General features: G+C 70.4%; 17 protein-coding genes. 9 read left to right on the top strand and 8 right to left on the bottom strand.

Annotation, left to right across the window (positions count from 1 at the left end):
• Window positions 1–9: 9 nt before the first annotated feature.
• Both IPV10_RS02105 and IPV10_RS02100 read left to right on the top strand, forming a co-directional pair.
• Complete coding sequence (locus IPV10_RS02105; RefSeq protein WP_207479905.1) at window positions 10–234, top strand: DUF3107 domain-containing protein; 225 nt, start codon at window positions 10–12, stop codon at window positions 232–234.
• Between the two features lie 7 nt (window positions 235–241).
• On the top strand, window positions 242–529 hold the full coding sequence (locus IPV10_RS02100) for a hypothetical protein (protein WP_207479903.1): 288 nt from the start codon (window positions 242–244) through the stop codon (window positions 527–529).
• Between the two features lie 18 nt (window positions 530–547).
• On the opposite strand, the gene IPV10_RS02095 is transcribed toward IPV10_RS02100, so the two are convergent.
• Window positions 548–1264 (bottom strand): ferritin-like fold-containing protein, encoded by a 717-nt coding sequence (locus tag IPV10_RS02095; RefSeq protein WP_207479901.1) that lies wholly within the window; start codon window positions 1262–1264, stop codon window positions 548–550.
• Between the two features lie 170 nt (window positions 1265–1434).
• Here IPV10_RS02095 and IPV10_RS02090 point away from each other — a divergent pair, with 170 nt between their 5' ends.
• Window positions 1435–2949, top strand: coding sequence for a DEAD/DEAH box helicase (locus IPV10_RS02090; RefSeq protein ID WP_207479899.1), 1515 nt, complete (start codon window positions 1435–1437; stop codon window positions 2947–2949).
• Here the strand turns inward: IPV10_RS02090 and IPV10_RS02085 are convergent.
• Window positions 2859–3857: a DUF817 domain-containing protein gene (locus IPV10_RS02085; RefSeq protein ID WP_207479897.1), complete on the bottom strand. Its 999-nt coding sequence runs from the start codon at window positions 3855–3857 to the stop codon at window positions 2859–2861. The genes IPV10_RS02090 and IPV10_RS02085 overlap by 91 nt on opposite strands.
• A 63-nt stretch (window positions 3858–3920) precedes the next feature.
• Window positions 3921–4796, bottom strand: a complete 876-nt coding sequence (locus IPV10_RS02080; protein WP_207479895.1) for a PHP domain-containing protein — start codon at window positions 4794–4796, stop codon at window positions 3921–3923.
• Window positions 4797–4878: 82 nt separating this feature from the next.
• On the opposite strand from IPV10_RS02080, the gene IPV10_RS02075 reads away from it, so the two are divergent.
• Both IPV10_RS02075 and IPV10_RS02070 read left to right on the top strand, forming a co-directional pair.
• Window positions 4879–5907: an endonuclease/exonuclease/phosphatase family protein gene (locus tag IPV10_RS02075; RefSeq protein ID WP_207479893.1), complete on the top strand. Its 1029-nt coding sequence runs from the start codon at window positions 4879–4881 to the stop codon at window positions 5905–5907.
• Between the two features lie 58 nt (window positions 5908–5965).
• Entirely contained in the window at window positions 5966–7423 is a 1458-nt protein-coding gene (locus IPV10_RS02070) for an aminopeptidase P family protein (protein WP_207479891.1), read from the top strand.
• Between the two features lie 15 nt (window positions 7424–7438).
• On the opposite strand, the gene IPV10_RS02065 is transcribed toward IPV10_RS02070, so the two are convergent.
• From IPV10_RS02065 to IPV10_RS02050, 4 genes are read right to left on the bottom strand one after another with little or no spacing between them, the layout of a single operon-like run.
• Window positions 7439–7831 carry a VOC family protein gene (locus tag IPV10_RS02065; protein WP_207479889.1) on the bottom strand — a complete coding sequence of 131 codons (393 nt, stop codon included), beginning with the start codon at window positions 7829–7831 and terminating at the stop codon, window positions 7439–7441.
• Entirely contained in the window at window positions 7828–8565 is a 738-nt protein-coding gene (locus IPV10_RS02060) for a metallophosphoesterase (RefSeq protein WP_207479887.1), read from the bottom strand. The genes IPV10_RS02065 and IPV10_RS02060 overlap by 4 nt, the downstream gene beginning before the upstream one ends.
• A gap of 12 nt (window positions 8566–8577) precedes the next feature.
• Window positions 8578–9228, bottom strand: coding sequence for an alpha/beta family hydrolase (locus tag IPV10_RS02055; protein ID WP_207479885.1), 651 nt, complete (start codon window positions 9226–9228; stop codon window positions 8578–8580).
• Between the two features lie 16 nt (window positions 9229–9244).
• Window positions 9245–9934 carry a general stress protein gene (locus tag IPV10_RS02050; RefSeq protein WP_242684525.1) on the bottom strand — a complete coding sequence of 230 codons (690 nt, stop codon included), beginning with the start codon at window positions 9932–9934 and terminating at the stop codon, window positions 9245–9247.
• Between the two features lie 87 nt (window positions 9935–10021).
• Here IPV10_RS02050 and IPV10_RS02045 point away from each other — a divergent pair, with 87 nt between their 5' ends.
• From IPV10_RS02045 to IPV10_RS02030, 4 genes are read left to right on the top strand one after another with little or no spacing between them, the layout of a single operon-like run.
• Entirely contained in the window at window positions 10022–11284 is a 1263-nt protein-coding gene (locus IPV10_RS02045) for a magnesium transporter MgtE N-terminal domain-containing protein (protein ID WP_207479882.1), read from the top strand.
• On the top strand, window positions 11284–11829 hold the full coding sequence (locus IPV10_RS02040; protein WP_207479880.1) for a DUF1003 domain-containing protein: 546 nt from the start codon (window positions 11284–11286) through the stop codon (window positions 11827–11829). Before IPV10_RS02045 ends, IPV10_RS02040 begins: the two co-directional genes overlap by 1 nt.
• Window positions 11829–12947 (top strand): Mrp/NBP35 family ATP-binding protein, encoded by a 1119-nt coding sequence (locus IPV10_RS02035; RefSeq protein WP_207479878.1) that lies wholly within the window; start codon window positions 11829–11831, stop codon window positions 12945–12947. Before IPV10_RS02040 ends, IPV10_RS02035 begins: the two co-directional genes overlap by 1 nt.
• 24 nt (window positions 12948–12971) lie before the next feature.
• A complete protein-coding gene (locus IPV10_RS02030; RefSeq protein ID WP_307861030.1) occupies window positions 12972–13472 on the top strand; it encodes a YcxB family protein in 501 nt (166 codons plus the stop codon).
• A gap of 15 nt (window positions 13473–13487) precedes the next feature.
• Here the strand turns inward: IPV10_RS02030 and IPV10_RS02025 are convergent, their stop codons facing one another.
• Window positions 13488–13862: a twin-arginine translocase TatA/TatE family subunit gene (locus IPV10_RS02025; RefSeq protein WP_207479876.1), complete on the bottom strand. Its 375-nt coding sequence runs from the start codon at window positions 13860–13862 to the stop codon at window positions 13488–13490.
• Between the last annotated feature and the right edge of the window lie 58 nt (window positions 13863–13920).

The following is a 13920-nucleotide window of genomic DNA, read 5'->3' as shown; positions in this document are numbered from 1 at the left end:
GAGCAACGCGTGGAAATCCGCATCGGCATCATCAACACCGGCCGCGAGCTGAGCTTCGAGACCGCAGCGAGCGCAGACGACGTCCGCAGCCAGGTGACCGCGGCTCTGGAACAGGGCACGGCGCACGTGAGCTTCGCCGACGTCAAGGGCAACTCCTACGTCGTGCCGACCGCGAACCTCGCGTACATCGAGCTCGGCACCGAGGAGTCGCGGCGAGTCGGCTTCGTCGCCTGAGCCCGGGATGTACATCCTCCTCGCACTCATCGGAGCGTGCGCTCTCGGCATCGGCGCCCACTTCCTGATCGGCGGTCGTGAGCTGCGCGGCGTCGTCGTGACGCCCGCGATCGCCACCGCCGTCGCCGGCGCCGTGTACGCCGCGCTGCAGTGGGCCGGGGTCGGTCAGGACAGCATCTGGCTGTGGCTCGCGAGCATCCTCGGCGGAGTCGCCGTGGCCGCCGTCGCAACGGTGGCGATCGTCGTCCTCCGGCGCAGGTCGGATGCCGACAAGAGGGCAGCGCTCGGCATCTGAGCGCCCGCCGCCAGACGGCTAGGAGGCGAGCCCCATCGCGTCCATCCGCCGCGCGTGGGCGCCCATCAGCTCGGTGTACACCGGCTCGATGCGCTCGTCGTCCACCACCGCGAGGTGCTCGGGTCGCAATGCCGAACGGCAGACCAGGATCGTGTCGCCGACCAGGCGCCTGGCCCACATCGACAGCAGCGAGCGCCACTCCTCGTCGCTCTCGATCGTCTCCTGGATGATCGCGACGATCTCGTGCCGGTCGTCGTCCTCGCTGAGGATCTCTGCCACGCGCGCACCGGTGTCGCCGTAGCTCGACGCCAGCGCGAGGTAGAAGTCGTCCAGCATCCCGGCCGTGATGTACACCGCCAGGAGCGTCTCCCGCGGGCGCGCGCCGATGGTCTTGCGGCGGAACGCATCGAGGTTCTCCCGGAACGGGAGCATGATCGTGGTCGGGTCGTCGCCGCGCTGCGCGATCAGGTCGACGATCTCGCGGTGCTTGGTCAGCGCCGCGCCCGCCGCACGCGACAGCGCCTCCTTCTCGACCAGCTCCGGCGTCGCCCGGATGAGCCGGGTGAGCGTCTCGAAGTAGCCGAGCTGCAGGTACGCGGCCTGACCGAGGAAGCGGTTCAGCTCCGGGGCCATTTCGGCGAAGTCGACCCTGGTCGCGCCGCCCTGATCACCGCGGCTGCGCAGCGTCAGAGTCCGCCTGGGAGACTTCCCGCGATTCCAGAACCAGTTCACCACGGGGTTCACAATACTCGCGCAAGGTCCCTCTTCCAGGCGCACACGACCCCTCGGGTAGGCTGGGGCTGTCCCCGCCGTCGGAGCGGGGCCCGCGCCTGTGGCACAAGAGACGGCGTGGATCCGTGAACGTGGCGATCCTCCTGAGGTCGCCGGACAGGCATCTGAATACAGTGACAACTTTCTCTGATCTCGGCATCGATCAGGACATCGTCGACGCGCTCGCCGCCAAAGGCATCATCGACGCATTCCCCATCCAGGAGCAGACCATCCCGCTCGGGCTGCCCGGCCAGGACATCATCGGCCAGGCGAAGACCGGAACCGGCAAGACCTTCGGCTTCGGCATCCCGGTCGTGCAGCGCCTGGGCCTCGACCCCGCGCCGGGCGTCAAGGCCCTGATCGTCGTCCCGACCCGCGAGCTCGCGGTGCAGGTGTACGAGGACATCGACCTGCTCACCAGCAACCGCTCGACCAGCGTCGTCGCGATCTACGGCGGCAAGGCCTACGAGGGTCAGATCGACCAGCTGAAGGCCGGCGCGCAGATCGTCGTCGGCACGCCCGGCCGCCTCATCGACCTCGCGGGTCAGCGTCTGCTGGACCTGTCGAACGCGGCGGAGGTCGTGCTCGATGAGGCCGACAAGATGCTCGACCTCGGCTTCCTCGCCGACATCGAGAAGATCTTCCAGAAGATCCCCTCGGTGCGGCACACCCAGCTGTTCTCGGCGACCATGCCGGGGCCGATCGTGGCGCTCGCCCGCCGGTTCATGACGAACCCGATCCACATCCGCGCGAACGACCCGGACGAGGGCCTCACGCAGGCGAACATCAAGCACCTCGTCTACCGCGCGCACTCGCTCGACAAGGACGAGATCATCGCCCGGATCCTGCAGGCCGAGGGCCGCGGCAAGACCGTGATCTTCACGCGCACGAAGCGCGCGGCGCAGCGCCTGGTCGACGAGCTCGGCGACCGCGGCTTCAATGTCGGCGGCGTGCACGGCGACATGGGGCAGGACCAGCGCGAGCGCTCGATGGCCGCGTTCAAGGCCGGCAAGCGCGACGTCCTCGTCGCCACAGACGTCGCCGCGCGCGGCATCGACGTCGACGACGTCACGCACGTCATCAACCACACCATCCCGGATGAGGACAAGACGTACCTGCACCGCGCCGGCCGCACCGGCCGCGCCGGCAAGACCGGCATCGCGGTGACCTTCGTCGACTGGGAGGACCTGCACAAGTGGGCCCTGATCAACCGCGCCCTCGAGTTCGGTCAGCCCGAGCCCGTCGAGACCTACTCGTCGAGTCCGCACCTGCACACCGACCTCGACATCCCGGAGGGGACGAAGGGCCGCCTGGTGACGGCGCCGAAGGCCGAGAGGCCCCCGCGCACGCCGCGCCCTGAGCGGGCAGCGGATGCCGCGGCCGAGGGCACCGAGGAGGGCGGCACCCGTCGTCGCCGCCGGCGTCGCGGCGGCTCGACGCCGGTCGGGTCCACGTTCGTCGAGGGCGCAGAGACGTCGACGGACGATGCGCCCGCCGCGCCCGCCGCGGACCGCAGCGCCGAGGGCGCCGGCACGCACGACGGCGCGGGCAAGGAGCATCACGACGGCAAGCCGGCTCCGGCTCGCCGTCGTCGTCGCCGCCGCGGCGGTTCCGGCGCTGCCGGAGCGGCTCCCGTCGTCGGGGCCTGAACGGACTCCGAGGGTGCGGATGCTGCGGCATCCGCACCCTCTTCCGTCTGCGCACGCGCTGACAGCGGCGCCCGTGGCGGGTGGATCCAGGTGACCATCACGACGGAGATGATCATCAGCAGGAACCAGGAGCTGAGCTTGCTCGGCGAGACCGGCTGCCAGGCCTCGACCTGATCCGGGTACGCCCAGGCGCCGGCCCAGGTGCCGATGTTCTCGGCGAGATAGATGAACACCGCGACGCCCGCGAACACCGCGAGCAGCGGCAGGCGCAGCGTGCGACGCCAGAGCCGCGCATGCATGATCGTCGGCAGCCACAGCAGCACGACCAGCGCCAGCAGGATCCACCGCGCGTCCCACCAGAAGTGGTGGACGAAGAAGTTCAGGTAGATCGCGGCTGCGAGGACCGTCGTCACCCAGCGACGCGGATAGCGGGTGAATCCGAGATCGAACAGCCGGTGCACCCGCACCATGTACGAGCCGACCGCGGCGTACATGAAGCCGCTGAACAGCGGCACTCCGCCGATGCGGAGGATTCCCTCCGCCGCATACGCCCAGGAGCCGGCATCGGTCTTGAACAGCTCCATGGCCGTCCCGGTGAGATGGAACAGCACGATCACCCACAGCTCACGCCCGGTCTCGAGGCGGAAGGCCAGCATCGCGATCTGGATCAGCACCGCGGTGATCGTGAGCGCGTCGTTGCGCGCGATCGTCGCATCGTCCGGGTACCAGAGCCGGGCCGCGACGATCACGACCAGGAGCGTCGCCCCGAAGATACAGGCCCATGCCTGCTTGAGAATGAACACGGTCACCTCGACGAGGCCCGAGCGGATGCCGTTCGCCGGGGCTTCCTGGAGTACGCGGTGAGCGGCCGCATCGATGCGCTGCTCGAGTGACGTCGCTCGTTGCATGCCCGGAACAGTATCCGCCCAGCTCGACAGCCGGCAGGGAGTATCCCGACAGAACGCCGAGCGTCAGGGGAAGCGCGGCGCCGTGCCCGTCGCCCGGTCGACGAGCCTCGCCGCCATCTCCTCCGAGGTGGTGTTCTCGCCGGGGAGGTTGGGCTTGCCGCTGCCGTGGTAGTCGCTGGAGCCGGTGACGATGAGGTCGTGCGCGGCGGCGATCTCGCGCAGCATCCGCTTGCCGCCCGCGGTGTTCTCGCGGTGGTCGATCTCGAACCCGCCGAGGCCTGCGGCGATCAGCCGCTCGATGAAGGCGACGGGCATCATCCGGTCGCGGCCGGACGTCACCGGGTGCGCGATGATCGCGACTCCCCCGGCCCGCGTGATCAGCCGGACCGCGGTCAGCGGATCCGGCGCGTAGTGCGGCTCGTAGTACCCCTCACGAGGGTGCAGGATGCCGTCGAAGGCCTCGGTCCTGTCGCGGACGATGCCGCGCGCGATCAGGGCGTCGGCGATGTGGGGACGGCCGACCGTCGCGTCCAGCGTCGTCTGCTCGACCACGTGCTCCCAGAGGAGGTCGTAATCGCGGCCGATGTTGCGCACGATCCGCTCAGCCCGTCCGATGCGATCGCCGCGGATGCGGTCGGTCTCGGCGCGCAGCGCCGCGTCGAGCGGGTCGAAGAGGTAGCCGAGCACGTGGACACTGCGCCACTCGTGCTTCGCGGAGAGCTCCATCCCCGGGATGAGGGTCATGCCGAGGGCTGCTGCTGCACCGGCGGCCTCATCCCATCCCGTGGTCCGGTCGTGGTCGGTGAGGGCCGCGGTGCGCACGCCGTGCGCGTGCGCCTGGCGCATGACCTCCGCGGGCGACTCCGTGCCATCGGAATGGTTGGAGTGCATGTGCAGGTCGACGGGACCCGCGATGCGAGGGGTGGGAGCTGAGGCCATCCTCTGAGCGTACCGACGCCGGCGCGGGACTCGCGCGCCTCGCGGCAGGCACTTCACAGCCGGCGCTCCTAGGCTTGTGGGGATGCTTCGACTCCTCGGGATCCTGTTCACCGTCCTGCTCGCCATAGTGACGGCGGTGCTGGTGTGGCCGCAGTTCTTCGACCTCGAGCGGACGTATCCGTTCGCGCAGATCGTCGCAGCTCGCGGCGTGGTGCTCGGCGGATTCCTGGTGGTCGCGGCGATCGCACTGCTGCTGCTCCTGGCCCGACCGCTGCGCGGGTTCGCGGCATCCGTCCTGATCGTCGCCCTGCTCGGCGCCGGTGCCACGGGGGTCGTCGGGCTCTCGCGGGGATTCGGCGCGAACACCCTGCCGGCCGAGACCGAGGCCAGCCTCAGGGTGCTGACCTGGAACACCGCGGGCGAGGCGGTCACCGCGGAGGAGATCGCGGGGCAGATCCTCGATCAGGGCGCCGACATCGTGGCCCTTCCGGAGACCACCGAGGCGGTCGGAGAGCAGATCGCCGTGATGCTGCGGGAGCAGGGCCACCCGATGTGGGTGCACCACGTGCAGTTCAGACCCGATGTGGTCGACGGGCCGAAGTCCTGGCAGACCACCGTGCTGGTCTCCCCCGACCTCGGCGAGTACTCGGTCATCGCGTCGTCGCAGGACGGGTCGAGCAACACGGGCTCGGTGCCGAGTGCGGTGCTGATGCCGGTGACCGGCGAGGGCCCGACGGTCGTCGCGGTGCACGCGGTGGCTCCCCGCGAGGAGGAGATGGACCAGTGGCGCAGCGATCTGCAGTGGATCGCGGATCAGTGCCCGGCCGGGGACTTCATCCTCGCCGGCGACTTCAACGCCACCGTCGACCACATGGCGCACCTCGGCGTCGACGGCGGCGACATGGGCAACTGCCGTGACGCGGCCTCCCGCACCGGCAACGGCTTCAGCGGAACCTGGCCGAGTTCGCTGCCCGCGCTCCTGAGCGCGCCGATCGACCATGTGATGGCGTCCGCAGACTGGACCCCGACCGGCTCTGTCGTGCTCGAAGACGCGGGCGGCAGCGACCACCGTGCGCTGGTCGTGCAGCTCGAGCCCGCCCCCGGTCGTTGAGCGAGCGCAGCGAGACGAAACGCCCGCGCCCCGGCACGCCAGGTGACAGACTGGTGGGATGAACACCGCAGAGCGCGACACGATCGCTGAGCCCCCCGTCGACGACGCCGTCGAGATCCCCGCAGAACCGTCCGACCGCGCAGCGCAGACAGGAACGAAGAACCGCAAGGATCCGTTCCCCCGCGGCTTCCTCGAGACCATCTCCACGGGCTGGGCGGAGCGGACAGAGTCGATGCCGGTCGCCCGCGCACAGGCGCCGTATGCCGCTGTGCGCCGCACCGCCGTGTCAGCCGCATTCCCCGGCAGGCGCCTCGTGATTCCCGCCGGCTCCCTCAAGCAGCGCAGCAACGACACGGACTACGTGTTCCGCCCGCACTCCGCGTTCGCGCACCTCACCGGCTGGGCATCGGATTCCGAGCCGGATTCGGTGCTCGTCTTCGAGCCGGTCGACGGCGGCCACGACGTCACCCTGTACTTCCGCGAGCGGGCCGACCGCACCACGACCGAGTTCTACGCCGACGCCACCGTCGGCGAATTCTGGATCGGCCCTCGGCCGTCGCTGGCCGGCACCGCAGCCGACCTCGGCATCGCGACCGCGCACCTCGACGAGTTCGAGGCCGCCGAGGGCGAGCTGACGATCGGGGCGTCGGACGAGCTGGACCGATTCGTCTCGGAGCTCCGCCTGATCAAGGACGAATTCGAGATCGCCGAGATGCGCCGAGCGGTGGAGATCACCGCGAACGGCTTCGACGATGTCATCCGTGCGCTGCCTGCGGCGGTGGCGCATTCCCGCGGCGAGCGCGTCGTGGAGGGTGTCTTCCACCGCCGCGCCCGTGAGGACGGCAACGGCGAGGGCTATGACACGATCGCGGCATCCGGACCCCACGCCTGCTACCTGCACTGGACGCGCAACGACGGCGCGGTCGTGCCGGGCGAGCTGATCCTGCTCGACGCGGGCGTGGAGGCCGACAGCCTGTACACGGCCGACATCACGCGCACGCTCCCGATCTCGGGCACCTTCAGCGACGTGCAGCGGAGGGTCTACGAGACGGTGCGCGAGGCTGCGGATGCCGCGTTCGAGGCGGCGCAGGTCGGCGTTCCCTTCCGCGAGGTGCACGGCGCGGCGATGAAGGTCATCGCGGCCCGCGTCGCCGAATGGGGTCTTCTCCCGGTCACGGCCGAAGAGGCACTGGACGCGGATGCCGGAGGCCAGCACCGCCGGTACATGGTGCACGGCACCTCGCACCACCTCGGCATGGACGTGCACGACTGCGCGCAGGCACGACGCGAGATGTACTACGACGGCCTGCTCGCACCCGGCATGGTGTTCACGATCGAGCCGGGCCTGTACTTCCAGATCGACGACCTCACCGTGCCCGAGGAGCTGCGCGGCATCGGCGCGCGCATCGAGGACGACATCCTGATGACGGAGGACGGCCCGGTGAACCTCTCGGCCGGCATCCCCCGCACCGCCGACGAGGTCGAGGCGTGGATCGCGCGCGTGCAGCAGGGCTGACTGCTCGGATGCCGCTCAGCCGGGTTCCGCGACGATCTCCACCTTGAACCCTGTGTCGTTCTCCAGCCAGCCGGCATAGTGCCCAGGGCCGCCGGCGTGCGGATACCGGTCGTGATACAGCGGCCGCCAGCCCTGCGCGCCGGCGGCGGACATGACGGCATCCACCTCTTCCGGCGAACCTCCCCGGAAGGCCAGATGGTTCACGCCAGGACGCCGACGGTCGTGCTCCGACGCCGACAGGTTCGGTGAGGTGGTGAGCGTCACGTACGCCCCTCCGGCGTCCCAGGTCCGTCCGTCCGGCCACTCGCCGGCGCACTCGAAGCCGAGCGCAGCCAGCAGCCAGCCCCATGACTCCGTGGCCGCGTGGAGATCGGCGACCCAGACCTCGACGTGGTGCAGGCCCCTCATCGCTGCCGCCCGCGGTAGACGGCAGTGCGAAGCTCGACGGACCAGACATCCCGAGTCGGCATCCTCAGCGACTCGGCGACGGCGATCTCGGCCTCCACGTCATAGGGCACCCGCACGAACTGCACGCCGAAGGGCCACGACTCGTCGGGCCCGCCCTCGAGGATCACGTAGGACGGCGCCGGATCGTCGAGCGGGTTGCCCGCACTGCCGGTGTTGAACAGCATCCGCCCGTCCACCGACTCGATGTACGCATCGTGGATGTCGGCGTACCCGACGACGTCCGGCACCGGCCCTGCGCCGGTCATCTCGGTGTTCTCGAACATCGACGCGAACTGCTCCGGCGTGTGATGGAAATGCACCCGCACGTGCGGGCTCTCAGCCGACGCGTGGAACAGGCGGATGCGTCGTGCGCTGAGCTCGAGATCGACGCTCAGCGGAAGCGCGGCCAGCCAGCTGCGGCTCTCGGGTGACAGCTCGTCGCGCCACCAGAGCATCTCGGGAGGGCCGTCGTCGGGGATCGCGGGGAGGAAGTCGTCCCAGTTCCCGCGCACGCTCACCTCGCACGCCTCGCGACAGCGGCGAACCGTGGCGTCGCCGCGAGGACCCTTGCCCGCGGTGTCCCCGAGGTTGAAGATGCGCGAGATCCCCCGGCGCTCGATGTCGGCCAGTACAGCCTCGAGCGCCGTCAGATTGCCATGGACGTCCGAGATGAGGGCGATGCGTTCGAGGGTCACCCAGCCATCGTGTCAGGGACGGGCGGACTCCGCGACGAACGGCGCGAGGGACGCGCCGATCTCGGATGCCGGGCGCTTCTGCCCCTTCACCTCGAAAGTGTGGCCACCGCCCTCGACCCACACCACGCGCGCGTCCTGGCAGGTCGCGACGACCTCCTCGAACTGCGCCAGCGGCTGGATGAACGGATCGTTCGTGCCCTCGACGAACAGCTGAGGCGCAGCGATGGCGGGCAGATGCTCGGCGCGCGGCTTCTCGGGCCTGCCCGGCGGATGCAGCGGATAGCCGAGGTAGGCGAGTCCATCGACCACGAGCCCCTCGGCCACAGCCATCGACGCCATCCGGCCGCCATACGACTTGCCGGTCGCCCACACGGCCGCGGCGGGGTCTGCGGTGCGCGCATAGGCGACGGCGGCATTCCACGTCGCGACCGCGTGCGTCGCCGGGCCCGGCATCCGCCTGCCCTGCTCGACGTACGGGAGGTTGAAACGCAGCGTGGAGAACCCGAGAACCTCGAGTCCAGCGGTGAACCCCGTCAGGAACGGATGGTCCTTCCCCGTTCCCGCGCCGTGGGCGACGATCACCGTCACGCCGTTGCCGCCGGCGGTCCAGTCCGCCGAGACCGTCGTCGGCCCGGCCGGCAGCTCCACCCGCAGCTCGGTCATCTCACCGACCCGCGCATCATCGGCCGTTCTCGGCCTGACCGTCCGCGGGCGTGTCGTCCGCCGGATCGACCGCCGGCGCCGGCGTCTCCGCCTCCCCAGCCTCAGGCGCGGAGCCGGGAGCGGCAGGACGCGGAGGGATCACCGGCTGCACGGCGGGCGGCGTCTGACCGCCACCGGGCGTGATGCGCTCGCCGTACCTCGGCGGCTCATCGAGGTTCACCGGAGGGCGCACGGTCGTCGGGCGAACCGCTCCGAGCGCCTGACGCGCCTTCGCGAGCGATGTCGCCTTCACCGTCACCTCGTAGTGATCGGCCGCGAACTGCGTGACGCTCGCGAAGTCGCGACGGCGACGCACGATCGCATAGGTGACGAGGCTGAGCAGCATGCCGACGGCCACGCCGATGAACACGAAACCGACGAAGAGCTGGATCGGCACGTCCGGCGTGCCGAGAACGAGGATCGCCGACAGGAACAGGCCGATCAGCACGCCGTTGATCGCACCGGATCGAGCGGCCGCGGCGTAGCCGAGCCGGCCGGTGATGCGCTCGACGGTGCGCACGCTCTGACCGATGATCGCGATGTCCCGCGCGGGCACCTCCGACGCGATCAGCTTCGACACGGTCTTCTGCGCGCTCTCGTAGTCTCTGGTCGACGCGACGACCTCGCCGGTGTCGCTGGAGTCGGCCGGACGATTAAGCATGCTCATCTCGCCATTGTTCCATGCCCTCCGATGAGCTTCCCCGGAACCGCCACGGAACTGAACCGCAGCGGGGTCGCGCACTACGCTGGAAGCGTGAGCACACAACGGGTATTCGCCGCGCGCCTCGCAGGCTGCGCCGTCTTCGACCCCGTGGGCGACCGGCTCGGCAAAGTCCGTGACGTCGTCGTCGTGTACCGAAGTACGGCCTCCCCCCGCGTGATCGGCCTCGTGGTCGAGATCCCGGGGCGCCGTCAGGTCTTCCTCTCGATCGGGCGGGTCACCTCGATCCGCGCCGGCCAGGTGATCACCACCGGTCTCATCAACGTGCGCCGCTTCTCGCCGCGCGCCGGCGAGGTGCGCGTGCTCGCCGAGCTCCTCGGCCGCCGCGTGAGCCTCGTCGACGGCAGCGGCAGCGCCGTGATCGAGGACGTCGCGATCGAGCCGAATCGCCTCGGGGAATGGGCGGTCAGCCAGCTGTTCCTGCGCCGACCGAAGACAAGCGCCTCGCCGTTCGCCAAGGGGGCGACGACCTTCGCCGCCTGGAACGAGGTCGCCGAGCAGCGCGCCCCCGGCGAGTCGCAGTCGGCCGAGCAGCTCGTGGCGTCCTATGCCGAGCTGCACGCGGCCGATCTCGCCAACACCCTGCTCGACCTGCCGCAGCAGCGCATGATCGAGGTCGCGGAGGAGCTCTCCGACGACCGCCTCGCCGACGCGCTCGAGGAGATGCCGGAGGACGAGCAGGTGCACATCCTCGACCGCCTCGGCGACGAGCGCGCCGCCGACATCCTCGATCAGATGGAGCCGGACGACGCCGCCGACCTCCTGGCACAGCTTCCGCCGAACCGGCTCGAGCAGCTCCTCGAGCTGATGGAGCCCGAGGAGGCGGAGGACGTCAGGATGCTGCTGCGCTACGGTCCCGACACCGCCGGCGGACTCATGACGCCGGAGCCGATCATCCTGTCCGCCGACGCGACCGTCGCCGAGGCCCTCGCGCTGATCCGCCGTCACGAGCTGCACCCCGCGCTCGCCGCCGCGGTGTTCGTGACGCTGCCGCCGTTCGAGACCCCCACCGGGCGCCTGCTCGGAATGGTGCATTTCCAGCGGATGCTGCGCTACCCGCCGCACGAGCGGCTCGGCGCGATCATGGACGACAGCCTCGAGCCGGTGCCCGTGACAGCGTCGGCCGCGGAAGTCGCCAGGATGCTCGCGAGCTACGACCTCGTCTCGCTGCCCGTGATCGACGCCGCGCACCGCCTCGTCGGCGCGATCAGCGTCGACGACGTGCTCGACTACCTGCTGCCGGACGACTGGCGCACCCACGACGACGACGAGCCCGCCTCGAAGGAGGTGCGCTGATGGCACGCTCGCCCCGCCTCGACGCACCCCTCGGCCGCGGGACCACTCGTCAGCGGTCGACGTCGCGCGACCGCTTCGGGCGGTTCACGGAGTGGGTGGCGCGGGCGATGGGCACCCCCGCGTTCCTGCTGATCCTCACCCTGTTCTGCGTGCTGTGGATCGTGTGGAACACGCTCATGCCCGACCACCTTCGCTTCGATGACGCCGCCCTCGGCTTCACGGCGCTCACCCTGATGCTGTCGCTGCAGGCCTCCTACGCCGCGCCCCTGATCCTGCTCGCGCAGAACCGTCAGGACGACCGCGACCGCGTGCAGATCGAGCAGGACCGTCAGCGCGCCGAGCGGAACCTGGCCGACACGGAGTACCTGGCGCGGGAGATCGTCGCCCTGCGCATGTCGCTCGAGGAGCGCAACACGCAGGCGGTGACGCGCGACGTGCTGCGACAGGAGCTGAAGTCGCTGCTCGCCGAGCTCGAGCACGACGACAGGGCGCAGGACAGGTCGCCGGACAGGTCGCCGGACAAGAAGAGCGGCAGCCCCGCCTGATGAGCTCCGTCGACGCCGTGCGCGCCGCAGTCGCGGCGGTGAGCGACCCCGAGCTGCGGCGTCCGATCGGCGAGCTCGACATGGTGCGCGAGATCACAGTCGAGGGCGCGAAGGCCCAGGTCGGCATCGTGCTGACCATCGTCGGCTGCCCGGCCGCGGCCAGGATCGAATCCGACGTCCGCCAGGCCGCGGCATCCGTCCCCGGTATCGCGGAGGTCGACGTAGAGGTGGGCGTGATGACGCCCGCCGAGCGGAAGGCCCTCACCGAGAAGCTCCGCGACGGCCGCCCCGCACGGCAGATGCCGTTCGGCCCCGACTCGCTCACTCGGGTGATCCTGGTCTCCAGCGGCAAGGGAGGGGTCGGCAAGTCCACCGTGACCGCGAACCTCGCCGTCGCCCTCGCCGAGCAGGGCCTCGCCGTCGGTCTCGTCGACGCGGACGTCCACGGATTCTCGATCCCCGGCCTCCTCGGCATCCCCGCCGGCACCCAGCCGACCCGCATCGACGACCTCATGCTCCCCCCGGTGGCGCACGGGGTGAAGACGATCTCGATCGGCATGTTCCTGCGCGACGGGGAATCCGTCGTCGCCTGGCGCGGCCCGATGCTGCACCGCACCGTGCAGCAGTTCCTCACCGACGTGTTCTTCGGCGATCTCGACATCCTGCTGATCGACATGCCTCCCGGCACCGGCGACATCGCGATCTCGGTCGGACAGCTGCTGCCGCACGCCGAGGTCCTCGTCGTCACCACGCCGCAGGCGGCGGCCTCCGACGTCGCGATCCGCAGCGGGCTCGTGGCCCGCCAGACCGGACAGCGCGTGATCGGGGTCGTGGAGAACATGGCCGCCTTCACGCTCCCGGACGGCACCGTCGTCGACCTGTTCGGCTCCGGCGGCGGAGCCGCGGTCGCGGAGGCCCTCTCCGAATCCGCTGCGGTGCCGCTGCTGGCGTCGATCCCGCTGAGCCCCGCGCTGCGTGCCGGCGGCGATGCGGGGGTCCCCGTGGTCACCGGCGACCGGTCGGATGCCGCGGCGAGCGCGATCCGCGATCTCGCCAGGACGCTCGCCGAGCAGGGCCGCGGTCTCGCCGGGCGCTCCCTTCCGATGACGCTGCGCTGACGGCGACCGTGGCAGAATGACGCGGTGCCCTCCTCGCCGCGTTCGCTGACCATCGACGAATCACTGCTGCGCCGGATGGCGCGAGATGCGGCGATCTACTCGCTCACGCGCCCGTGGGCGATCGTGATGTGGGTGGCGCTCGCGGGCGCACTGGTGCTCAGCATCCTGAATCTCAACGCCCTGACCGCTGCCGGCGTCGACGATGCGGGGACCGCCGCGTGGATGCCGCTGATCAGCGTCGCCCTGATGGCTTATGCCGTCGTGCTGACGGTGTCCGGCGCCCGGCGCGCCGTGCGCGCGGTGATGCCGCCGGAGACGGTCGTGTGGGTCGCCGTGGGCGATGAGGTGCTGCAGGTCGGCGCCGGACGCCGCACCTCCGAGATCCGGTACGACACGTTCCAGAGCATCCGGGCGGGCAGGGACGCCGTGATCCTCAAGCTGCGCGGCACGTCCGCCGCGACCGCGATCCCTCGCGCTCTGCTCACCGACGACGAGATCGCCCGGCTGCGCACCGCGATCGGCTGACCGCAGCGATCGCGGTCAGGTCGCCTCGGGGTCGAACGGCGGCGGGCTGGTGCGGGAGAACTCCTGAAGCACCTTCGGAGCGGCCTTCGGCTCGGCGAGTGCAGCCATCGCGGGCGCCGAGACCGGCTTGGGCGCGTCCTCGAGGAGCGCGTCGCGGATGATGCGCCGCGGGTCGTACTGGCGCGGGTCGAGCTTGCGCCAGTCGACGTCGTCGATCTCCGGGCCGATCTCGTCGCGCATCTTGGACTTCGTGTCGCGGATGTACTCACCGGCCCGGCGCACCGTCTTCGCGAAGCCCTCGGCCACCCTCGGCAGCCGCTCGGGCCCGATGATGAGCACAGCGATCAGACCGATCAGCAGCAGCTTCTCGAAGGTGAGCCCGAACGTCATGTCCCCAGGCTACCGCCGCGCCTGCCCTCTCGATGCACATCGAGCACATACCCTGGAG

The organism is Microbacterium sp. SD291, from assembly GCF_017355365.1.
In the GTDB taxonomy this organism is placed as follows: Bacteria; Actinomycetota; Actinomycetes; order Actinomycetales; family Microbacteriaceae; genus Microbacterium.
Note: the sequence above shows the minus strand (reverse complement) of the source record. Positions and strands in the feature narration are given on the sequence as shown.